Origin of the sequence: Demequina lutea, from assembly GCF_013409005.1 — a bacterium.
GTDB classification, from domain to species: domain Bacteria; phylum Actinomycetota; class Actinomycetes; order Actinomycetales; family Demequinaceae; genus Demequina; species Demequina lutea.
On the sequence record NZ_JACBZO010000001.1, the window covers coordinates 336,674 to 358,769 of the forward strand.

Annotated in this window: 21 protein-coding genes and 1 tRNA gene; 13 read left to right on the top strand and 9 right to left on the bottom strand. The window is 66.4% G+C overall.

Annotated features, from left to right (window positions below; all coding sequences use genetic code 11):
* The first annotated feature begins 107 nt into the window (after window positions 1-107).
* Entirely contained in the window at window positions 108-749 is a 642-nt protein-coding gene (locus BKA03_RS01675) for an NAD(P)-dependent oxidoreductase (protein WP_062074804.1), read from the top strand.
* Between the two features lie 8 nt (window positions 750-757).
* Here the strand turns inward: BKA03_RS01675 and BKA03_RS01680 are convergent, their stop codons facing one another.
* The gene (locus BKA03_RS01680; protein WP_062074803.1) at window positions 758-2,089 is read right to left on the bottom strand and encodes an MFS transporter; all 1,332 of its coding nucleotides are present in this window, start codon (window positions 2,087-2,089) and stop codon (window positions 758-760) included.
* 166 nt (window positions 2,090-2,255) lie between these two features.
* Window positions 2,256-3,173 (bottom strand): phosphotransferase, encoded by a 918-nt coding sequence (locus tag BKA03_RS01685; protein WP_062074802.1) that lies wholly within the window; start codon window positions 3,171-3,173, stop codon window positions 2,256-2,258.
* Window positions 3,174-3,317: 144 nt separating this feature from the next.
* On the opposite strand from BKA03_RS01685, the gene BKA03_RS01690 reads away from it, so the two are divergent.
* The 3 genes from BKA03_RS01690 (at window position 3,318) to BKA03_RS01700 (ending at window position 6,471) form a co-directional block, all read left to right on the top strand.
* Complete coding sequence (locus BKA03_RS01690) at window positions 3,318-4,364, top strand: glycoside hydrolase family 5 protein (RefSeq protein WP_062074801.1); 1,047 nt, start codon at window positions 3,318-3,320, stop codon at window positions 4,362-4,364.
* 77 nt (window positions 4,365-4,441) lie between these two features.
* Window positions 4,442-5,644, top strand: coding sequence for a low temperature requirement protein A (locus tag BKA03_RS01695; protein WP_083971431.1), 1,203 nt, complete (start codon window positions 4,442-4,444; stop codon window positions 5,642-5,644).
* A gap of 53 nt (window positions 5,645-5,697) precedes the next feature.
* Window positions 5,698-6,471: a siderophore-interacting protein gene (locus BKA03_RS01700; RefSeq protein WP_062074799.1), complete on the top strand. Its 774-nt coding sequence runs from the start codon at window positions 5,698-5,700 to the stop codon at window positions 6,469-6,471.
* Window positions 6,472-6,475: 4 nt separating this feature from the next.
* On the opposite strand, the gene BKA03_RS01705 is transcribed toward BKA03_RS01700, so the two are convergent.
* Window positions 6,476-6,958 (bottom strand): GNAT family N-acetyltransferase, encoded by a 483-nt coding sequence (locus tag BKA03_RS01705; protein WP_062074798.1) that lies wholly within the window; start codon window positions 6,956-6,958, stop codon window positions 6,476-6,478.
* Between the two features lie 143 nt (window positions 6,959-7,101).
* Between BKA03_RS01705 and BKA03_RS01710 the strand changes: the two genes are divergently transcribed.
* Window positions 7,102-8,148 (top strand): hypothetical protein, encoded by a 1,047-nt coding sequence (locus tag BKA03_RS01710; RefSeq protein WP_062074797.1) that lies wholly within the window; start codon window positions 7,102-7,104, stop codon window positions 8,146-8,148.
* 59 nt (window positions 8,149-8,207) lie between these two features.
* Here BKA03_RS01710 and BKA03_RS01715 read toward each other — a convergent pair whose 3' ends face one another.
* Entirely contained in the window at window positions 8,208-8,630 is a 423-nt protein-coding gene (locus BKA03_RS01715; protein ID WP_062074796.1) for a DUF6054 family protein, read from the bottom strand.
* A gap of 115 nt (window positions 8,631-8,745) precedes the next feature.
* On the opposite strand from BKA03_RS01715, the gene BKA03_RS01720 reads away from it, so the two are divergent.
* Window positions 8,746-9,654 carry an EamA family transporter gene (locus tag BKA03_RS01720; protein ID WP_238579399.1) on the top strand — a complete coding sequence of 303 codons (909 nt, stop codon included), beginning with the start codon at window positions 8,746-8,748 and terminating at the stop codon, window positions 9,652-9,654.
* Between the two features lie 27 nt (window positions 9,655-9,681).
* On the opposite strand, the gene BKA03_RS01725 is transcribed toward BKA03_RS01720, so the two are convergent.
* From BKA03_RS01725 to BKA03_RS01740, 4 genes are all read right to left on the bottom strand, one after another.
* Window positions 9,682-9,754 (bottom strand) — tRNA-Lys (locus tag BKA03_RS01725).
* A 59-nt stretch (window positions 9,755-9,813) separates the two neighbouring features.
* Window positions 9,814-10,521, bottom strand: coding sequence for an SDR family NAD(P)-dependent oxidoreductase (locus BKA03_RS01730; RefSeq protein ID WP_062074795.1), 708 nt, complete (start codon window positions 10,519-10,521; stop codon window positions 9,814-9,816).
* On the bottom strand, window positions 10,518-11,549 hold the full coding sequence (locus tag BKA03_RS01735) for a ketopantoate reductase family protein (protein ID WP_062074794.1): 1,032 nt from the start codon (window positions 11,547-11,549) through the stop codon (window positions 10,518-10,520). Before BKA03_RS01735 ends, BKA03_RS01730 begins: the two co-directional genes overlap by 4 nt.
* Before the next feature lie 62 nt (window positions 11,550-11,611).
* Window positions 11,612-12,646: a ketopantoate reductase family protein gene (locus BKA03_RS01740; protein ID WP_062074793.1), complete on the bottom strand. Its 1,035-nt coding sequence runs from the start codon at window positions 12,644-12,646 to the stop codon at window positions 11,612-11,614.
* A 162-nt stretch (window positions 12,647-12,808) separates the two neighbouring features.
* Between BKA03_RS01740 and BKA03_RS01745 the strand changes: the two genes are divergently transcribed.
* From BKA03_RS01745 to BKA03_RS01770, 6 genes are all read left to right on the top strand, one after another.
* A complete protein-coding gene (locus tag BKA03_RS01745; RefSeq protein WP_062074792.1) occupies window positions 12,809-14,248 on the top strand; it encodes an amidohydrolase family protein in 1,440 nt (479 codons plus the stop codon).
* Window positions 14,245-14,568 (top strand): Dabb family protein, encoded by a 324-nt coding sequence (locus BKA03_RS01750; protein WP_062074791.1) that lies wholly within the window; start codon window positions 14,245-14,247, stop codon window positions 14,566-14,568. Before BKA03_RS01745 ends, BKA03_RS01750 begins: the two co-directional genes overlap by 4 nt.
* Before the next feature lie 2 nt (window positions 14,569-14,570).
* Window positions 14,571-15,644 carry a zinc-dependent alcohol dehydrogenase gene (locus BKA03_RS01755; protein WP_062074790.1) on the top strand — a complete coding sequence of 358 codons (1,074 nt, stop codon included), beginning with the start codon at window positions 14,571-14,573 and terminating at the stop codon, window positions 15,642-15,644.
* Window positions 15,645-15,912: 268 nt separating this feature from the next.
* On the top strand, window positions 15,913-16,971 hold the full coding sequence (locus BKA03_RS01760) for a sugar ABC transporter substrate-binding protein (protein WP_062074789.1): 1,059 nt from the start codon (window positions 15,913-15,915) through the stop codon (window positions 16,969-16,971).
* Between the two features lie 50 nt (window positions 16,972-17,021).
* The gene (locus tag BKA03_RS01765; RefSeq protein ID WP_062074788.1) at window positions 17,022-18,539 is read left to right on the top strand and encodes a sugar ABC transporter ATP-binding protein; all 1,518 of its coding nucleotides are present in this window, start codon (window positions 17,022-17,024) and stop codon (window positions 18,537-18,539) included.
* Complete coding sequence (locus tag BKA03_RS01770; protein ID WP_083971426.1) at window positions 18,536-19,528, top strand: ABC transporter permease; 993 nt, start codon at window positions 18,536-18,538, stop codon at window positions 19,526-19,528. Before BKA03_RS01765 ends, BKA03_RS01770 begins: the two co-directional genes overlap by 4 nt.
* Window positions 19,529-19,703: 175 nt before the next feature.
* Here BKA03_RS01770 and BKA03_RS01775 read toward each other — a convergent pair whose 3' ends face one another.
* Window positions 19,704-20,420, bottom strand: coding sequence for a helix-turn-helix domain-containing protein (locus BKA03_RS01775; RefSeq protein ID WP_202965722.1), 717 nt, complete (start codon window positions 20,418-20,420; stop codon window positions 19,704-19,706).
* Window positions 20,421-20,697: 277 nt separating this feature from the next.
* Here BKA03_RS01775 and BKA03_RS01780 point away from each other — a divergent pair, with 277 nt between their 5' ends.
* The gene (locus tag BKA03_RS01780; protein WP_062074786.1) at window positions 20,698-22,089 is read left to right on the top strand and encodes a M24 family metallopeptidase; all 1,392 of its coding nucleotides are present in this window, start codon (window positions 20,698-20,700) and stop codon (window positions 22,087-22,089) included.
* The last annotated feature ends 7 nt before the right edge of the window (window positions 22,090-22,096 follow it).

Here is a 22,096-nt window from a genome sequence, read left to right on the forward strand (position 1 = left end):
TACGACGCCGTGGCCCTTCGGGTGTTGGGGTTCCGAGTTTCGGGGTTAAGTTGGGCGTGCTGGACCTCGCGATCTTGTCCCAGCACCCCCGCTTCGAGGAGGAACGAATGTCACGCATCACCGTCATCGGGGGCACCGGCTACGCAGGCGCCGCCATCGTGGCCGAGGCGGTCAGGCGTGGGCATCAGGTCACCGCGATCTCCCGCACGGCGCCTACGGAGCCGATCGCTGGCGTGACCTATATCCAGGGGTCGATTATGAACGTGGACGTGCGGGCGCGCGCCTTCGACGGCGCCTATGCCGTGGTCACCGCCACCGCGCCTCGCGGCGCGATGGCCGACCAGCAACTCGAGCTGAGCGAGGCGCTTGCTTCGCGGGCGGGGGCATCTGGAGTGCGGTTGATTGTGGTCGGCGGTTACTCCTCCTTGCGCCCCGCGCCTGGGAAGCCGCGCTTCATCGAGGGCTTTGTGCCGAGCCAATACCTCCAGGAGGCCAAGGTCGGCCATGCCGTACTCGAGATACTCATGGCCGAGCCGTTCGCACTCGACTGGACGTTCGTTAGCCCCGCGCAGACCTTCGGAGCCTTCGCGCCGGGCCCCGCCACGGGCAAGTACCGCTTGGGTGGCGAGGTGGCGATCCTGGACAAGAACGGCAAGTCGTACGTCTCGGCACCCGACTTCGCCATGGCCGTTGTCGACATCGTCGACGCCGCGGGGCACCGCAGGGAGCACGTCTCCGTCGTCGGCTAGTCGGGACGCTAACGCCGCAGGCGCTTGCGCCACGCCTCGCGCATGGTGGGCACCAAGATCCCGTCCTCCGCCATGACGGCACGTGTGTCGCGCCTGCTGGCATAGACGCCGACGACGCCGATGATCCACGGGACCGCGAGTGACGCGAAGGCGATCCGGTACTCGCCCAGCGTGTAAATCGATGCTCCGTGGGGTGCGACAAACTGAAGCACGACGCCCACCAACAGGACGCTGATGATGGTGGCGATGAACCCGCCCATGTTGACGAACCCGCTCGCACTACCCGCCTTGTGGGCGACGGCATAGGAGCGCGCGAAGTCCATGCCGACAAGCGACATCGGGCCTCCCGCGCCAATCACCAGGACGAAGGCGATCAACTCCCACAGCGGTCGCGGCGTGGTGGGCAGCAGGAGTGCCGTCCATGCGATTGCCACCACCGCGGCGCCGCCGAGCACGAGCCATGAACGGCGCATCGGGTACTTGGCGGTCAGTAAGCCGATGAAGGGTGCCACCGCGATATTTGCCAGGACCATGCACGTGAGTAGCAGGCTCGCCCCTGCCTTCGAGAGGCCCTGGGCCGTGGTGAAGTACGGCAACCCCCACAGCAACGCAATCGTGTTTGCGGAGAAGGGGCCCACAAAGTGGCTCCAGAAGCCGAGCCGCACGCCGTGAGTGTGCCAATGGGTCTTGAGGGCGTCCCTGACCGAGGCGGCTGGCAGGCGCTCGGAGAGTGATGCGTCGTCGCTGGGGCGCACGAGCACCCACCAGACCGTGGCCGCTGTCACTGCGCCGAGGGCGGCGAGGCTGGCAAATGCGGGGGTCCACCCGGACCGGTGGAGCAGGTAGGCGAGCGGGATTGCGGAGATGAGTTGACCGGTTTGACCGATGAGACCCGTGAGCTGGACCATCACCGGCACACGGCGCGGCGGGAAGTGAATGGTGACCAAGCGGGCGACCGCGATGAAGATCGGTGCATCTCCCGCGCCGATGAGCGCGCGCGCCACGATTGCCCACCCAAAGCCCGGAGCGAACGCCATGAGCGCCTGGCCCACTGCCATCACCAAGGAGCCGGCGATGATGACTCGAGCGGGTCCCCAGCGATCGAGCATCGTGCCCGCGGGAACCTGCATCCCCGCGTAGAGGACGATCTGTACGACCACAAGCATCGACAGCGCCGTAGCGCCGATGCCGAAGCGATCGAGCGCATCGGCGCTGGCCACGCCGAACGCGGTGCGGTGAATGACGGCCACCACATAGGCGGCGACGGCCACGCCAAAGACGACCCACGCGGTGTGGCTGGCGCGTGGGAGGACGGGCTGCGGAGTGGCGGCGGGGGTCACGGGAGTCCTTGGGGGAGGCAGTACACCCAGAGTAGGCGCCGAAGCGTGGAGCCGGTTCCGCCATAGTGCTCAGGGACGTTCGGGCTGGGTGGCACTCCCTGATTTGGGCGAGCACGCCGTCTCTGACACGACCAGGGGCGGCACGCGCACCTCCGCGAGGTGACCTTCAGGGCGCCCACTTGGCCGCCCCCAGGGCCACGAGCCCGCGCCAACCCATCGCGCTCGTCACCTCCCGTGGGCTGAGGGCGACGCCAACGCATTTGCTGAGCGCGATGCCGCGTGCGCGGGCAAGAAAGCCGGCGTCTACCCGCCCGGTGAGGCGTCCGTACTCGGCGAATGCGGCGTCCACTCCCTCGCGTGGCATGAGGGTGTGCGTGAAACCCAGATCCACGGCGGGGTCGCACATGGCCATCGAGCCCCAATCGACGATGCCGCCGAAGACGCCTTCGTGGCTCAGCACGTTGGCTCCGTGCAGGTCGGCGTGGGACCACACCCACTCGGTGTGCTCAATTGCGGCGAGGGCCTCCGCCCAGATCTCGAGCGCCGCTTCGCTGTCCAGTTGCTCCCCGCTCGGGCCGGGCGCCGCGGCCAACGTGGCGACGCGCCCGCGAACCTTGGCGTCGCGGGCGGCCATGGGGATCGACTGTTCCACGTTGAAGGGCGCGTCGTCCGGCGCCGGACTGTGCACCTGCGCGAGGGCGCGCCCTACGGCCGTCCCTGCGTCGGCGCTCAGGGGGAGGGCATCGGCCATGTCGCCTGGAACCCAGGTGACCACCGCCCAGGGCCACGGGAAGCCGTGACCGGGCACGCCGTGCGCCACGAAGCGCGGCGCGGGAAAGTCCCAGCCGCTCGAGAGTTGCGGCACCCAGTGCATCTCGGCCTGGAGGAACCGGACGGCCTCCTGGGTGCGCGGCAGGCGCGCGGCGAACTCGTCCCCCAGTCGGAACATGGCGCAGTCCCAACCGTCGAAGCGCTCGCCGATGCCCAGATGCGCGAAGTGGGGAGTTTGCTCGGCCACAAGCGAGACGACCGTCTCGTGGGTGATCGACGGATGCGCGTCCGGCGGGGTGATGTCGCTGCTCATGCGGCCACGTTCGCGTTCACGCGAGCGACGCTAGCATCTTGAGCGTCGTGGCCTGCAGGGGAACGTGCAAGGCTTCACGTCCCACGGCGACGCGCGCCCTCGTACCTAGGATGGTCTTAGCACAGACGTGCATGGAAGGCAGTGATGAAGGACTTCGACAGGGGCGTCAATCTTGGTGGATGGCTATCTCAATATGCGGCCTACGATCACGAGCACTTCCGGACCTTCATCACCAGGCGTGACATTCAGCGGATCGCCGCATGGGGTCTCGACCACGTGCGGTTGCCCGTCGACTACCCGGTGATCGAGTCGGACGACGCCATCGGGGCGCCGCGCGAGGACGGGTACGACTACATCGACAGGTGCATTGAGTGGTGCGCCGACGCGGGGCTGGCAGTAATTCTCGATGTTCACGAGGCGCCCGGATTCACGTTCCGCAATGACCTCGAGGAGGGCGACGCCGCAGCCAACAACCTGTTCACGGATCCCGCCGTCCAGGATCGCTTCGTCGCGCTGTGGGAAACCATCGTGCGCCGATATGCGGACGCCGCAGTCCCCATGGTCTTTGAGCTCCTCAACGAGGTGACCCTGCCCGACAATGGCCCATGGAACGCGCTCGTGTCGCGTACGGTCGCGGCCATCAGGGCGATAGCGCCCGAGGCGGTCATCATGATCGGCGGGACCCACAACAACGCGGTGAGCGGCCTCGACGGACTGGTCGAGATCGACGACCCCCACCTCGTCTACACGTTCCACACGTACGAGCCGCTGTACTTCACGCACCAGAATGCGCCGTGGGTCGAGGGACCGCGCGAGTGGGGTGGCGCGCCGTTGTACCCCGGCTACCTCCATGGTCTTGGCGAGTGGCTCGCGGCCAATCCGCAGCACAACCAGTTCGGCGACCAGCACGTGGACCAGCGCATGGACCGCGAGTTCTTGGCCGATGTCGTGGCGCCCGCAGTGGCCTTCGCCCAGCGCACCGGCCACGAGGTCTATTGCGGCGAGTTCGGCGTCGCCGACTGGGTGGACCCCGCGAGCCGCCGCGCCTGGCTCGGCGACTTTCTTGGCCTCTTGCGCGAGCACGACATCGGCTTTGGTCTGTGGTCCTACAAGGCCATGGACTTTGGGCTCGTGGACCTGCACGGCGAGGTGGTCGACCCCGAGTACCTCGCGATCGTGCGCGGCGAGTAGGCCTCGGCCCGGTCACGCCCGATCACTCTCACGGAACCCCTGGCGAGGGCGATCGAACCCCGGCTACGCTGGCGCCCATGCGGCGTCAGTTTTGGAAGCTATTTTGGATGCCGCCGCGTGCCCACGGCGAGGTGCTGCAGGAGCGGCGGGTCAGTTACGTCGAGCTCTTCTATGACCTGGTATTCGTCGTGGTGGTCGCGCGAGCGGCAAACGCCCTCGCTCACCACGTCTCGTGGGGTGGAGTTGGAGCCTTCGCTGTCATCTTTGCGATGGTGTGGATCCTGTGGCTCAACGGCACGATGTACTACGAGCTCCATGGCCGCGAGGACGGCCGCACCCGCACCTTCGTCTTTCTCGAGATGACCCTGCTGGCGATCCTTGCGGTATTCACAGGGGGTGCCAACGGCGGGTACGGGCGCGAGTTCGCCGCCGTCTACGCGTTGCTGCTCGCGGTCGTGACGCTGTTCTGGTGGCGCGTGCAGCGCTACGACGACCCCAAGTACCTCCCGCAGGCCAGGCGCTACGTCGGGTTCATGATGGGCGGCGTCGCCCTGATGGGCAGCAGTGCGTGGGCGCCCGAGGCGTGGCGCGTGCCGGTGTGGGCGGTGTTCGCCGTCATCGGGCTGACCCTCGCGCTCCTCACCTTCATGCGCCACCGCCCGGCGGACCAGGTCGCGACGGTGCCCACCGAGTCCCTCGTCGAGCGATTCGACCTCTTCACGATCCTCGTCCTCGGCGAGGTGGTGTCCGGGGTGGTCATCGGGCTGTCCGGCTCCGAGTTGGCCACCACCGGCGTCGTCGCCGCAGTTCTCGGAATGGTGCTCGCGTTCGCGTTCTGGTGGCTCTACTTCGACTTTGTGGGCCGCCACGTGCCGGTGAACGAGCCGCGCATTATCGGTGCATGGATCGGCTGGCACCTGCCGATCGCGGCGGCGATCGTGGGAGCGGGCGCGGCCGTCGTGAGCCTCGTCGAGCACTCTGGCGAAGCACACACGCCCGCGGCCACCGCGTGGCTGCTCGCGAGCGCGACGTCGCTCTTCCTCGTTTCGCTCGTCGGAGTGTCAGAGACGCTTCCCCACGCTCGAGCCGAGAACCGGGGCTTCCCGGTCGTGTCCGCGACACTGCTGGTGGCGGCCCTCGCCGTGCTCGTGGTGGGGGCGCTGCAACCCGTGGCATGGCTCTTTGCGCTGCTGCTTGTCCTCATCGCGTCGATCGGCTGGGTGGTCGCTGCGGCGCGGTCCGTCGCGCACGGCACCGCGCCTTTGCCCGACGGTCTCTGAGTCGCCCGACGGGCCGTGGCTCGCGATACGTGCCCGCGCATAGGCTAGGGGCGATGACAACACCCGCCCGCCCACCCCGTCCAGTGCACACCGCGACCGTGGTGCGCACCGAGACCGTCGCGCGCGACATGGTCCGCGTGATCCTGACCGGCGAGGACCTGCGCGCCCTACCCGAGCTCACGTTTACGGACGCCTACGTCAAGCTCCGGTTCGGCGAGGTGACGCGCACCTACACGGTCCGCCGCTTCGACCGCGGGACCAACGAGATGGCGATCGACTTTGTGATCCATGGCGACGTGGGGCTCGCGGGCCCGTGGGCCGCGCGTGCCAAGCCCGGCGACGAGATCTCGTTCATGGGTCCAAGCGGCGCCTGGGCACCATCGGCCGATGCCGACGTGCACCTCCTCGTCGGCGACGAGGCCGCGATCCCCGCGATCGCCGCGGCACTCGAGGCGCTACCCGACGATGCGAGGGCGCTGGTCTTCATTGAGGTCACCTCGGCGGAACATCACCAGCCGCTACCCGCGACGTCCAGGACCGAGATCACGTGGGTGCACCGCGACGAGCACGGGCTCGGGTACGGCGAGGCCCTGACGCGCGCGGTGGTAGCAGCGGGTGTGCCCGACGGCGTGGTTGAAGCTTTTGTGCACGGCAACGCCGACATGGTGAAGCCGCTGCGGCGCTTTCTGTTCTTTGATGCGGGGCTCGACCGTGCGCGGGTGTCGATCTCGGGCTACTGGCGCACGGGCCTCAACGAGGACGGCTGGCAGTCGAGCAAGCGCGAGTTCAACGCCGCCATGGAGGCCGAGGACCCGCGTCGGCCGTGAGCGGCTAGTCGGTTTCCGGCGTGAGGAGCTTGCGCATCTGCAGAGCGGTCGTCTCGTAGCCGAGCTTCTCATACAGCCCGCGCGCGACGGAGTTGGATCCAAACACGTTCAGGCCCAGGGTTCGCGCGCCCTCACGCCGCGCATGGTCCTCGCCAAGAAGCATCGCCGCGCGCCCGTGGCCATGCCCGCGCTTGTCAGCGTCGATCTGGATGTTCCACACCCACCAAGCATCTGGGTCGGCGCTCGTATCTGGGCCAATCCATAGGAAGCCCACGCGCTCGCCCTCGTCGTCGAGCACGTCGAAGACGGATTGTCCGGGTGCGGGCGAACCGTCAGGGAACGCGGGGGCCACGCTCGTCGCCGCGTGCTGAGTGGCGTCCTCGCGGGTGCGTCCGGCGGCCACGAGCTCTTCGATGTACTCGCGAGTAGAATCTTCGAGCCAGGCTGGCAGCCGCTCGGCGCTCATCGGGCGCAGGGTTGTCGACATGGGACGAGTCTTTCACGCGCGGCCGACCTCGCGGCCGACCGCACTCGAGTGGTCTACGTAGTGGGCCCCGTGGGGCTCGTGCCTCCGCCCGGCGTGCCAGGGAGCCGCTTGCCCTTGTCGTCGTGTGCGTGTTGAATCAGGCCATGGGGCCTGATGGGGGGACCGCGCGTCACGACGCCGCGGAATCGCAAGCTGAGGAATCGCAAGACGCGCGGGGCGAACACGCTGGTGCCGCGAGATCACTTCTCGCCATGGCCGCCGCCGTCGGAGTGCTGTGGGTTGGGCTCTACGTCGGCATGTCGGCGTTCATGGCCGTGCTCTTCGGCGCCTTTGTGGGGCTGGTCGGGATCGTGATCGTGATGGTGTTGGTGGTCGTCGTGTTGGCCACGATCATCAAGGCAGCGACCGGGCGTCGGCGCGTGGGCGCGGCGATTGCGGTGACCCTATTCGCCGGAGTGGCGCAGGCGGTGGCACTCGCGCACTTCGGCCAGATCCCGATGATGTGGGTACAGCCCGGTCTTGACCTCGTGTACCCCGTGATTGCTGTGTTCGGCGCCTTGGCGCTCGGGCTTTTCCTCGGACCGTGGCGGGTTCGCGTGGCGGGCGCGGTTGCTGCGCTGTCCATCGTGGTGGTGGCGGTCTCGGTGTTCAAGTCCGAACCCGTGGGGTTCGACCCCAGTAACGGCTCATCCCCCAAGGAGGAGTTGGCACGGTTCACCATGCTGAATTCAGGGACGCTCGTCGCGGACGCCCCGGGGTTCGAAGTGGTGCGCGTGCGCCGCAGCGGCGCTTACACAGCGTGGGAGAAGACGCCGGGTGGCGGAGTGGTCCAGATCTCATACGACGTCCGCCCTCCCGACGAGGACGTCGCGTCCGTCTACCCATGCTGGACGTTGCGCTATGGACAAATGGGCCTGAAATCGACGGATGCGATCGAGGACTTTGCGGACTGGTGCGTTCCCGACGACGAGGGATGGGCTCGCACCGACGGGACGGGCTTTACGCGTCTGCGAGACGGCGAATACGTGACAGTGAAAAGCGCAGACGACGTGAACGTCAGGTTCGCGGGGGCACCGCGCACCGCGAATCCCGCAGATGTCGCTCTAGCGCTCGCGACCCTGCGTCCCATTACCGAAGACGAGATGCGGATCGGCTTCGAGGCTTCGAATCCGGTAGTGCCGGAAAACTGACCGGTGGCGGGGAGCAACTGAAGCGCTCGACGGTTGCCGCGGCCAGACGCCGGCGGAACTCAGGCGCCAGCGAAGCCGTCAACGGCCTCGAGGCCCTTGTCCATGAACGCGCCCTCGCCGAACGTGTTGATCTTGAAGAACACGCCCTGGCTGCCGCCGGAGGTTGTGAGCGCGACCTCCATCCGGTCCCCGACGGCGAGGATGCTCACCGACAGCGTGAGGCGGTTCCCTCCGGTCATGCTGTACCGCTCGTACGTCCGTAGGATCATGCGCGCGTCCCCGATCGAGAGCACATCTTGGTGCTCGATCGATGCCGAGACGCTGCCCCTAGTGATGGCGTTGTCGAGGTGGGTGGCGAGAGCGTCGGCCGAGCCGACGAGTGATCGGGTCTGGTACATGAGTGATCCCTCCTGGCGCCGCGCGTGTTCGCGTGCCTCTGGCGGGGTCGAATCCGCGACTTCCACCCCGACATCGCGCTCCACTACGAATCCTATTTCGCCGGGTTTGCCGATGAGGGGAAGCGCGCGAGAACTTCCGCTGCGCGACCGTCGCCGGTGCGAGCGATTCCGGGATACATGACGGTGCTACCGTGACGCCGTGACCCGCCGCTCGGCATTCGTGATCTTCGCGCCGCTGGTGTTCGTTCTCTCGGGGACGTTCCAGTATGTGGGCGCTGGCGTGGCCGTCGGGTTGTTCGACCGCATGCCGGTGGTGTCTGTCGCATGGTCCAGAATCGCGATCGCGGCGGTCGTGCTGATGATTCTGTTGCGGCCATGGCGACGCCACTGGACCCGTCGCACCTGGTGGCGCGCTGTGGCCTTCGGCACCGTGCTCGCGGGCATGAACATCGCCTTCTACCTAGCACTGGAGCATCTTCCCCTGGGCACCGCGGTTGCGGTGGAGTTCATCGGCCCTGTCGCGGTCGGCGCCCTGACGGGCCGAGGCTGGCGAGAGCGCGCGGCCATCGCGCTCGCCGCGGTCGGCGTCGTTCTGATCGTCGGGGTCGCGCTTGATGCAGGCGGCCGTGATGCCGCCATCGGCCTGTTCTGGATACTGCTTGCGGCCGCGGGGTGGGCGGGTTACATCATGCTCGGCCGTAAGGTGGCGACTCCGGCGCCCGGGGAGCCGTCGGGCCTGGAATCGCTATCGGTGTCGATGGCTGCAGGGGCCGTCGTGTTCGCGCCGATCGGAGTCCTTGGCATGGTGAGCGGGGACGTAGCGCCCATCGCCGATCTACACCTGATCCTGCTGCTGGTCGTGGTGGCAGTGTTCTCGTCGGTGCTGCCCTACGGCATCGATCAGATCGTGCTGCGCCATGCCCCGACGGCGCGCTTCTCCGTGCTGCTGTCCGTGTTCCCCGCTACCGCGCTTCTTGTGGGGGCCGTGATGCTCGCAGAGATTCCCACCCTCATCGAAGGCATCGGGCTGGTTGCCGTCTCGGCGGCGATCGCGCTCGCCTCGCGGCGAGAGCGTGTATCGGTCGAGACCGTGGTTCCTCCCGAATAGGCAAGGGTGCGAGCAACACACTTCAGGTGGGCCCCGTGGGGCTCGAACCCACGACCCGCGGATTAAAAGTCCGCTGCTCTACCAACTGAGCTAGAGGCCCGCCCCGCAATCCTAATGGGGTCGAGGGGCGCGCCCCGCTCCGCCAGCAGGGACGAACGTTCAGGTGACGCGAACGCCCCGGTCGATGTAGATGCTCGTGCCGGAGATGCCGCGGTTGCGCAACAGGAACTGCACGGCATCCACGATGTCTGCCATCGTCGCGAGCTCGCCACCCGGCGTGCGGGCACGGTGGCCATCGAGCACGGACTGCGGCTTCCCAGCCCAGAACGGACTGTCGCCGACGATTCCGGGGTGCAGAGCGTTGACCCGAATGGGAGCGAGCTCAAGTGCAAGCGTGACGGTCATGCCTTCCACGCCGCCATTGATGGAGGACACGGTCGTCGAGCCAGGGTAGGGAATGTCCTTGGCGCGACCACCGAAGAGCACGATGCCCGTGCCGCCGTCGGGATCGAGGCGGTCGATGAGCGTGTGGATGGTCTCGGTGTACCCCACGAGCTTGAGTGTCACGAGTCGCTTCGCCCGCTCGAAGTCGTAGTCGCGCACGCTGTTCGCGTCGCGCTCGATCGCGGCGATCACGAGGCCGTTGACCTTGCCGACGCTGGCCAGGCCGGGGCCGACCGTGTCGGGCTCAGACAGGTCGACGGCAACGGCCGTCGCCTGCGGCCCGATCGAGGCCGCCACTTCCTGGGCGCGGGCCAGATCGCGACCGGAGATCACGACGTTGTCACCCCGGGCGACGACATCCTTGGCGATCTCGAGGCCGATGCCCGAGGTGCCGCCGATGACGACGATCGTCTGGGCGCTCACAGTGCACTCGTTCCGAGGAGCAGGTCCACGTTGGACGGGTCGGCCACGAGTGTTCCCGCTTCGATGCGGCGGGCCAGCTCGACGGTGCGCTCGTTCGCGGGCGCGGAACTTCCCCTCTTCTTCGCCAGTTCGACGACTAATCCATTGATTTCATTCACTTCGGCACGCCTTCCTTTCAGCCAGTCTTGGAGCACGGTGGTCTTGGTATCGGGATACAGGAAATGGCTTCTCACTACGCCCAGCAGGTCTTCGGCGTACTGGTCCGGACCAGCGATGTCGGCGGATGTCATTCCGAAAATCGGCACGAGCGTCGCCCCTTCGGCGACGGCGACGCGTGCAGCTTCGCGCCCGCACTCGATCATGTAGTCGAGCACTCCCGGCAGGTTCATGGCGTCCTCAAGCGGCAGGTTGAGGATGGCTGAGGGAACGAGCTCACCCGCATTCGCGATGAGCTTCATCCACTTGGCCGAGCGGATGTCATCCACAATCTCCACGGTGCCCGCGTGCCGCAAAACCTCTTGCACCTCGGCCGCACGACCGGCGTGTGCGGGTTCGAAGGCGCCCACGGCGAACCACGCCTGGTCCGGAGTGTTCTGGCGATTGACGATGCCGGGCTCCCACATGTTGGAAGCCATCTCGATGACCGCGCCGATGGTGCGCTCCGGCCCCATGATCGACGCCATGTCGTCGATGCTCATGCCGTTCTGCAGCCCCACCACGAGCCCGTCCGGTGCGACGAGTGGCTTGATGAGTTCGCACGCCCAGCGGGTGTCGTAGGCCTTGACCAGCACGAACACGATGTCGAACTGCTCACGCAGCGTTGCGACGTCGCACAGGTGGTAGGCAGTGACGGGCGTGATCACGGTCTCGCCCGGCATCCGCACCTCAATGCCCTTCGCCTTCATCGCCTCGACGTGAGCGGGCCATTGTTCGATGAAGGTCACGTCGAGGCCCGCGCGAGTGAGATCCGCCCCGATGCCAGCGCCATTTGCACCGGTACCGACGAACGCGACCTTCGGTGACGACATTGAGGCCTCCTTGCCCACTTGTGCAGCCATACTATACAACTTGTGAAGTCCTGCCACGCAAGCTATTTCTGAAACGCCAGGCTCTGAAGCAGCGCCACGTTCTCGACGGCTGGTGCCAGTTCCCCGCGCTCTATGCGGCGGGCAACCTCGACTACCGCCGAATTGACGGGCGTGGGCACGCCCGCCCTGGCCCCCTCGGCGACCACGCGTCCGTTGAGGTCGTCGACCTCGCTGTGGCGGCCCTTTGTCCAGTCCTGTAGAACGGTAGTCGTGGCGTGAGGCAGCACGAAACCTGCGTAGAGCTTGTCGAGCAGAGTGTCGACGACCTCGTCGCGTCGGCTGACCTCGTCGGGCGTGAGGCCAAAGATCGGCAGCACGGGATGACCGAGCGCGGCGCCCGTGGCGAGAGCCTCGCGACCGGCGCCCACCATGAGAGAGCGCATGCCGTCCACCGCGAGGGCATCGAGCATGGGGAGCCCCAGGATGGCCGTGGTGACCAGCACCGACGAGTTGCTTACGAGCTTCATCCACTTGGTCGACTGGATGTCGTCGACGTACGCGACAGTGCCGGAGTGGGCCAGTAGCTCCCCGACGCGCTGCTCGTGGCGGCGCGCCTCGGGGCCGAGTGCGCCCACCGCAAACCAGGATCGGGCCGGCCCCGAATGCCGCTGCACGATGCCCGGCTCGTACATCGTCGACGAGATCTCGATGACGGTGCCCATGGTGCGCTCAGTGCCCACGACGTCGGCGATCGCCTGCGTTGCCATGCCGTTCTGGACGCCCGCGATGACGCCGTCTTCGGCGAGGTACGGCGCGATCAACTGGCTCGCCCAGCGGCTGTCGTAGGCCTTCATGACCAGGAGCACGACGTCGAACTTGTCCTTGAGCGTCGCAACCTCGCAGAGGTGCATCGTGCGCGGCTCCACGTGCAGCGACGTCTCGGGCATCTCAATCGTGAGGCCGTTGGCACGCATCGCTTCGACGTGCGCCGGCCACTGTTCGATGAGCGTGACATCGAGCCCGTCACGGATGAGGTCCGCCCCGATCGAGGCGCCGTTGGCCCCCGATCCCAGTACGGCGATCTTCTGTGCACGCATGACTCGACCTCACCTCGTCATCGGGATGTGTGTGTCCACACTAGAACCTCACGGCGGAGAAATGAAGCTTGGATGAACAAATCTTGCCTTCTTGCCTTCTTTCGCTGGACAAATTCGGCAAGCAAAGTAAAGTGAGACTGAAATTCTCAACGAGGAGGATCCATGGCTACCAGCATCCCAGCCGCCCACCCGGAAGACTTCACCCCGGGTCGCCCTGTCGTGTTCCGCAACGCGACGGTGATCACGGTTGACACCCCCGGAATCATCCAAGGCGGTGACGTGCTCATCGCTGACGACAAGATCGTGTCAGTCGGAGTGGGCCTCGCCGTACCGGAAGGAACTGTCGAGATCGACGCGACGGGCGGCATCCTCATGCCCGGAATGGTCGACACCCACCGCCACATGTGGCAGACCGCCCTGCGGGGCTACGGCGGCGACTGGGCACTCAGCCAGTACTTCGTCTTCTACTACCTGCAGCACGGCCAGGTCTTCCGTCCGGAAGACATCTACGCAGGCAACCTGCTGAGCGCCCTCGAGTCGGTCGATACCGGCGTGACGACGACGCTCGACTGGTCTCACGCTCTTCGCACGCCGGATTACGCCGATGCCGCGGTCCAGGCCTTCAAGGAGATCCCCGGCCGGTTCGTGCTCGGCTACGGCAACTACCTCGGCGCGCCCTGGGAGTGGACCGCGGACCCGACCTTCCGCACGTGGGTCAAGAATCACCCCCAGACCGACATGCTCGGCCTGCAGATCGCGTTCGACGTCCCCGACTCCGAGGACTTCCCCGAGAAGGCGGCCTTCGACTTCGCGCGTGACAACGGCCTGCGCGCCACGACCCACGCTGGCGTCTGGGGTGCGACGACCGACGTGGGTCTCGGCCACATGTACAAGGCCGGCGTGATGACCGACCAGATCACCTACGTGCACTCCGCCACCCTGTCTCCGGACAGCTACCACAAGATCGCGGCCACCGGCGGGACCGTCTCGGTCTCGACCGAGAGCGAGCAGAGCGCGGGCCAGGGTTATCCCTCCACGTGGGAGCTGCGCAAGTACGGCATCCCGGCATCCCTGTCGATGGACACGAGCGTGTGGTGGAGTGCCGACTTCTTCTCCGCCATGCGTGCAACCCTGAGTTCCGACCGTTCGCGTGAGCACCTTGAGGCCCAAGCCAAGGGCGACACGGTCAACGTCAACCAGTTGCGTGCTGAAGACGTGATCTGGATGGCAACCATGGGTGGCGCGAAGTCGCTCGGCATGGAAGGCAAGATCGGTTCGATCACGCCCGGCAAGAAGGCGGACCTGCTGCTCATCAAGAACGACCAGTCACCCGCTATGACGCCGATCCTCAACCCGACTGCGCACGTCGTGTACCAGGCGGGCACGGCCGACATCCACACGGTGGTCGTCGACGGCCGCGTGCTCAAGTTCGATGGCAAGCGCATCGGCCTCGACATCGCCCCCGCGCGCGACGCGGTCGCGAAGTCGGTGGAGTACGTGCGCTCGCAGTTGGGCGAGGAGGCGTGGGAGGAGGGCATGCACCCTGAGCTCACCCCCACGGAGCGCATCCCCAACCCCTACGGATACCAGGACGAGGAGTGATCGCGCACGTGGCCGTGTTCACCTTCGGCCCCGAGATGACCGAGGAGCGCACGGAGGCACTCGCCGTGGAACTGCGCGCTATGGCGTTGCGCATCCCGTCGATCAAGCGCTACACCGCTGGCCCCAACCTGCGAATGCGACCCGGCGGAGCCGACTTCGGTGTCGTCGCGGTGCTCGAAGACCAAGCGGGAATTGACGCATACCTCGACTCGCCCGACCACGTCGACCTCGTCACGACGAGCATCGCGCCATTCCTTGTCCAACGTCAGGCCGTTCAGGTCGAACTGCCGGACGATTGGGCGCCACTTTGGGAGGGATAACCATGAAGGCAGCGGTCTACCGCGGCATGCGCGACGTGCAGGTGCAGGAGTGGCCGGCGCCGGTTCCCAGCGCCGGTGAGGTGCTCATCCGCATTGCGGCAGCCGGCATTTGCGGTTCTGACGCCGCCGAGTTCAGCCTGGGGCCGCAGCTAGTGACGCAGGGTGCCGACGGACACGTCGACCCCGTGATCCTCGGCCACGAGTTCGCGGGAACCATTGAGGCCGTCGGCGACGGAGTGAACGGCTTTGAGGTGGGCGCCCGCGTCGTCTGCGGCGCGGGCATCTCTTGCGGGGAGTGCGTCATGTGCCGTCGCGGCCGGACCAACCTTTGCCGCAGCTACCACACCGTGGGGTTTCACAAGGATGGCGGTCTTGCGGGCTACGTCGTCGTTCCGGCGAGCATTGTGTTCGACGCGTCCGCCTCGGGACTGCCGCTCGACACCCTTGCGCTCGCCCAGCCGATGGCGATCGCCGTGCACGCCGTGCGCCGAAGTGGTCTCACCGCTGGGCGCGACGCCGTGATCGTGGGTGTGGGAGGCATCGGCGCCTTCCTCACCTTTGCTGCGGTCGCGACCGGAGCGCGCGTGTTGGTGGTCGACCTTGACCCGGCGCGGCTCGAGCTCGCGAAGACCCTCGGGGCGTTCGCGACGATGCGGGCGGGCGACGGCACGATCGCCGAGCGGCTCGCCGAGCTGGGCATGGAAGCCGAGGTGTTCTTCGAGGTGAGTGGCTCGGCCCCCGGGCTCGAATCGGTGCTTGCGGCGGCACAGCCGGGCGCCGTGATCGTGCCCGTCGGCATTCAGAAGCGACCGCAGCCTGAACCGCTCGGCGGCTGGACCCTGCGCGAGTACACGATCGTCGGCACAGTCGCGCTCGTGTTCGCTACCGATCTGCCCGAGGCCGTGCGGCTGCTCGGTCTTCGTCCCGACTGGACGGACTTCACGCGAGAGGTCATCCCGCTCGAATCTCTCGTCGTTGACGGGCTCGAACCTCTCGTCGCGGGCCATTCACGACAGATCAAGACCCTCATCGATCCCTGGATCAACGCGCCCCGCGCGCCCGTGCACACCCCGTAGGCACCAGCGGACTGGGCCCACCCCGAGGAGCCTCACGGCCATCCGTGCGAGCGGATGGCCGTTAATGAGGGCTTCATCGCGCAGCCCGCGATCGGCGTCCCACGGCACCAAGAGCGCGAGAAGTTCACTAGTACTAAACAAAAATGTAATCTGTGGTTGACACTGTGAAGTGCCACTCCTACCATGGCAAGAGCACTCCGAAGCGCCGCAACGACGCGGCAGCATGGCTGTTGATTCAGTCGATGAAGAGAAAAGGAAAGCGAACGCCATGGTCAAACACAGCTCCTTAGTCCGATCGGCGGTCCTGCTCGCGGCGACGTCTCTCGCGCTCGCCGGATGCAGCAGCGGAGCGGCGAGCACCTCGTCGCCAGCCGCCTCGTCGCCAGGCACCACCTCGCCGAGCACCTCGCCGGCGAGCACCACGCCGTTGGAAATCGCCTACATGTCGTTCGCGGTGGCCAATAGCTACGACGCACCGATGCTGGCGGCGGCTCAGGCAGAAGCGGCCAGCTCGAACGCGACGCTCACGGTCTTTGACGCGAACAACGATCCGCAGGTCCAGTTCACGCAGCTCCAGAATGCGATCGCGTCGGGCAAGTACCAGGGCATCATCACCCAGCCGATCCTTGGCCCAGGGTTGGTGAGCCTCGTTGAGCAGGCCATCGCCAAGGGGATCAAGGTTGTGAACATCGACCAGATCCTCGGGGCGGACCTCACGACCGACAAGCCCCAGGTAACGGGACTCTCGGCCAACGTGACCTTCGTGCCGACGACGATCGGCCAGCAGCTCGGCGAGCAGGTCGTCGCCGCGTGCGCCGCGGACAAACTGGACCCGTGCAACGTGGGCTACCTCTACGACATCAAGGCCTCGTCGCTCGATATTGCTATCCATAAGGCATTCGTCGCGGCGATCAGCGCCACGCCCTCGATCAAGGTCGTCGCGGAGGGTGAGGACTTCTTCACCCCGGCGGTCGGACTCACCGCGGTGCAGAACATGCTCCAGTCGAACCCGGACATGAATCTCATCGCGGGAAGCGATCAAGGTTTGGAAGGAGCGATCCAGGCGCTCGCCGCGGCCAAGAAGACGGTCGCGATGGTCGGATTCGGTGCGAGTGAGGCCGGCATTGCCGGCGTCAAGTCCGGTGCGATCTTCTCCGAGGTCGCCCAGATGCCTGCATCCGAAGGGAAGCTCGGTGTCCGGGCCCTCATCGCCGCCATCCGCACGGGAACGGACGGGGGTGCGATCAACCCGGTTGCGAGCCTGCCGAACAACGGGATCGTGACCAAGGCCACGGCCACCACCTTCGCGCCGGAGTGGGCCGGTTAATGGAGGGTTCCCTCTTCGGCCATCCCAGCACGAGAAGAAAGTAACGGGACATGACTGCGTCGTTCTCCCCCGACCCGCACATCGAACTGACCGATATCGTCAAGACATTCGGCGGTGTGACCGTGCTGTCCGACATCACGCTCACCATCGAGCGCGGAACGGTTCACGGGTTGGTCGGGGAGAACGGCGCGGGCAAGTCCTCACTCAGCAAGATCATCGCAGGACTGCTGGTAGCGGATGGCGGCCAACTCCGTGTCAACGGGGAGCAGGTGAGCTTCCGCTCACCGCGGGAAGCCCTCGGCCACGGCATCGCCACCATCGCCCAGGAACTGGCGCTCGTCCCCGGCCTTACGGTCGCCGAGAACGTCTTCCTCGGATCCGAACCGAGGAAGGCGAGCTTCGTGCGCCGCCGGGAGCTCAAGACACGGTTCCGCGCGCTTGCGGAGGAGGCGGGCTTCGATCTGCCGGCGGATGCCATGACCGGCTCCCTGCGCACGGCGGACCAGCAGAAGGTCGAGATCCTTCGCGCGCTGTCCCGTGGCGCGGACCTCATCATCATGGACGAGCCGACGGCGGCCCTGTCGCGAGAGGATGCCGAAAAGCTTCACGGAGTCGTGCGTTCCCTGGCCGCCACGGGTCACACCGTCCTGCTGATCTCTCACTTCCTGTCCGAGGTGCTCGCGCTCTCGGACACGGTGACTATCCTCCGCGACGGGCAACTGGTGCGGACGGGGGCGAGCGCGGACGAGACCGAGGCGACCCTCATCGAGGGCATGCTCGGTCGCACCCTCACCTCCGTCTTCCCACCGAAGACCCCGCCGGCGGCGGATGCCCCGCCGGCGCTCGCCGTTCGTCATCTGACGGCGCCCGGCGTCTCGGACGTCTCCTTCGATGTCAAGGTGGGGGAGATCGTCGGGCTCGCAGGTCTCGTTGGCGCCGGACGCAGCGAACTCGCCCACGCGATCTTCGGCGCGAGCAGGCGATCGGCCGGCGAGATCGCGGTGCTGGACAAGCCGCTCACCGGGAGGTCGCCCTCACGCTCCCTGCGTCAGGGCGTCTTCCTGATTCCGGAGTCGCGGAAGGAGCAGGGACTCCTGCTGCTGCGCCCCATTCGGGAGAACGTCACCCTTGCTGGCCTTCGTCTCTTCAGCAAGGGAACCTGGATTCGCCGCACACTCGAGGACACAGCCACCCGGCGTGCGCTCGACGAGGTGACGGTGAGGGGCGAAAGTTCCTCGCGCCCGGTCGCGGCCCTCTCCGGAGGCAACCAGCAGAAGGTCATGTTCGCGCGCGGGCTGCTCCATCGACCCCGTGTGCTCATCGCGGACGAACCGACCCGCGGTGTCGACGTCGGGTCCCGCCGTGCCATCTACGACCTGTTGGCTGAGAACGCCCGGCGTGGAGTGGGAGTACTGGTCATCTCCTCCGACATCGAGGAGGTCCAGGGGCTCGCCCACCGCATCTACGTGATGCGACAGGGTCGCATCACAGCCGAACTAACCGGCGAAGACATGACCGAATCGAACATCCTCGTCGCCGCCTTCGCGGATGAAAAGGTGAACATATGAGTCCCCAAGCCATAAGCGTCTCCGGGCTGAAGGCCAGCATGTCCGAGCGAAGGTGGTTCCGCCCGGGATCGTGGCGCTCCGTCGCCATCTTGATCCCGTTCTTGGTCCTGTTCGTCGTGCTGTCCGTCGGCAGCCCATGGTTCTTCAACACGACGAACCTGCTCAACATCCTGAGCCAGCAGTCGGCGACCCTGATCATCGCCGCGGCCGGAACGCTCGTGCTCATCAGCGGGGGAATCGATCTGTCCGTCGGGGCGACCTACGCGCTCGCCGGCGTGGTCTCCGCACAGGTTGCGCTCGCGCACGGCGTCGTCGTCGCCGTGATCGTGTCTCTCGTGGTCGGGCTGTTCGTCGGACTCACCAACGGCGTCATCAGCACGCTGTTCCGCATCAACCCGCTCATCGCCACCCTCGCGATGTCGTTCATCGTCAGCGGCATCGGCAGCAGCATCTCTGGCGGCAACCTGATCGTTCTCACCAACGAGCCCAGCTTCGCGGCCATCGCCCAGACGGAGATCCTTGGCGTGCGCACCTCCATCTGGATCGCGCTCGTGGTCGTCTTTGTGCTCGGCCTGCTGCTCGCGAGGACGACGAACGGACGGTATCTCTACGCCGCAGGCGGCAACGCCGAGGCCTCTCGCCTGGCCGGCATCCGCGTCAACTGGGTGCGCATGCTCGCCTTCACGCTCAGCGGGGGCGCTGCCGCGCTCGGAGGAATCATCGACACGTCGCGTGTGCTGAGCGCGCAGTCGTCCTCGGGCACGTCCCTCACCTTCACGGTTCTCGCCGGGATCGTTGTCGGCGGGACGTCCATCCTCGGTGGCGAGGGCGCGATCTGGCGCACCGTCACCGGCGTGCTGTTCATTGCGCTGGTCGGCAACGGATTCGATCTGCTCGGCATCAACGTCCTCTATCAGCAGATCGCGCTCGGCGTCATCCTGCTGGTGGCTGTCGGCATCGACGCGTGGTCGCGGGTGCTTCGGCGGTAGTCGCGCACCGGTCGTGGGCTTCGCGCCGCAGGCCCAAACGCGTGATGACCAATTGCCTGGAAGTTCGTGCGGAGCCGAGGCGACTCTCTTCGCCGCGATAGCGCCCATCGTGGCACGCTTGAGGCGTTCTCGAGTCGACGGGAAGTGACCTGAGACGTCATCCGTCCCTGCGGGCTCAGGCGCGGAGGTCGTCCATTGCCTGCAGCACATCGACTGCGGAGGTCAGTGGGGCGTCGGAGCCGCGCGAGAGCGACGAATCAACCCCGGTAGCACTCGGCATTGCCTGGTTCTGCTGGCGGCGACCCACCACAAACCAGATGCCTCGCGCGACGACATCGCCCTTGTTGGAGTACATGTGCGGTCGCACCGAATCGAACTGCAACGAGTCGCCCGGCTGTAGCACGTGGGTCGTGAACTCGAGTTGGAGGGTGATCTCGCCCTCGAGAATGTAGGCGTATTCGAGACCCGAGTGGCGCATGAGCCGGCCTTCGACGGAGCTCGTAGCCCCCGGATCGTAGCTCACGAGGAGGGCATCGGCCGGTCCGCCTTCGCCGACGGCCAGATGTTCCCAGCGCACGCCGTTCTCCATCTCGAGTACGGGGTTCTCGGGGCCGCGCTGTACGGCAGGCTCGGCCGATCCTGTTTTGCCGGAAGCGGCAGAATCTGGGGAACCTAAATCGACCACCGGAGCGGTGACTCCCATGAGCCCGTCCATCGAGATGCCCAAATGGTTGGCGAGTGCGTAGAGGGTAGACACCGAGGGCTGAGTCTTGCCGGTCTCTACCTGCGAAATCAGGCTTGCCGAGACTCCCACCGCCTGCGCAACACTGCGAAGGCTCATTCCGCGCAGCGTGCGCGCCTCTCGCAACCGCACTCCGAATTCCGCAGCCATGTGCATCCCCTCTACATCGGGTTGAAATGCCCTCTGCACACTGTATCAAGCGAGGGTGCACACTGTGCGCCATTCGCGCCTAGGAGTGGTCGGGTGTCGCAGCGCTCGCTACCGGGCCGCCCTTCACCGAAAATCTCGGCGCATAGTGCGAAACTCAGCACAAAGAGTCGGGTACAGCCAGCTGAAAGGTGTCGATTCACTAGACGCGAGTGTTCACTTGTGCTAAACAGTACTTCTATAGGACTGCACGCCGACGAAGCCGTTTTGGGAGGATTCCATGCGTAACACTGACACCACTGGTACCACAGCGGTCGACTGGGAGCAGAGGATCAATTTCGATCGCCTCCGCTCGGAGCGTCTTGCACGAATTAAGGCAGAACTCAACCGTTCCGACATGGGCGCCGTGCTCGCCTTCGACTTCTCCAACATCCGGTACATGACCTCGACCCACATCGGCACGTGGGCGATGGACAAGCTCATCCGCTTCAGCCTCCTCACGCGCGAGACCGACCCAATCTCGTGGGACTTTGGTTCGGCCGCCAAGCACCACGCTCTTTACAACCCGTGGCTGGATGTCACGACCGCAGAGGCAGACGCCGACCCCCACGCCCCCCACCACGGAGCCACGCGCCCGCGTCTCGAATCGGGCGCGCGCGCCGGCATCTCAACCCTGCGCGGTGCGTTCAACCCCGACGCCGAGATCGCCCAGAAGCTCGCCGCCAAGATCAAGCGCGAACTCGACAAGTTCGGTGTCGCCGACCAGCCGCTAGGCGTCGACGTGATCGAGCTGCCCGTCCTCTTCGCGCTGCAGCAGCTCGGCATCGAGGTGGTCGACGGCCAGCAGCTGTTCATGGAGGCCCGCCGCATCAAGACCGCCGACGAGATCGGGCTGCTCACGCAGGCCGCGTCGATGGTGGACACCGCCTACGACGAGCTCTACACCTTCCTGCGCCCCGGTGTGCGCGAGAACGAGGCCGTCGGCCTCGTGGCGAAGACTCTCTACGACCTCGGCTCCGAGTACGTGGAAGGCGTCAACGCCATCTCCGGTGAGCGCTGCTCGCCGCACCCCCACGTCTTCTCTGACCGCCTCATCCGCCCGGGTGACCCGGCCTTCTTCGACATCCTGCACAGTTTCAACGGCTACCGCACCTGCTACTACCGCACGTTCGCAGTCGGGTCGGCGAGCTCGGCACAGCGCGACGCCTACACGCGAGCACGCGAGTACATCGACTGGGCGATCGCCCTCGTCAAGCCCGGCGCGACCACGGCAGACATCGTGAGCGTGTGGCCCACAGCGCAGGAGTTTGGGTTCGAGGACGAGGAAGCCGCCTTCGGGTTGCAGTATGGTCACGGCGTCGGGCTCTCCATCTGGGAGAAGCCCATCTTCTCCAGGCTCGTCTCTCTCGACCACCCCGAGGTGCTTGAAGAGGGCATGGTCTTCGCGCTCGAGACCTATTGGCCGTCGGCCGATGGCTGGGGTGCCGCGCGCATCGAAGAAGAGGTTGTGGTGACCGCAGACGGCTGCGAGGTGATCACGAAGTTCCCGGCCGAGGAGCTCCTGGTCGCGGGTCAGCGCTACTACACCGTCGGGGGAACGCTCAACTCGATCCGTGACTCGCAGTCGCACCTCAACACGTCCGCGGGCCGCGGCGAGACCCCGGCCCCCTGAGAGCCGA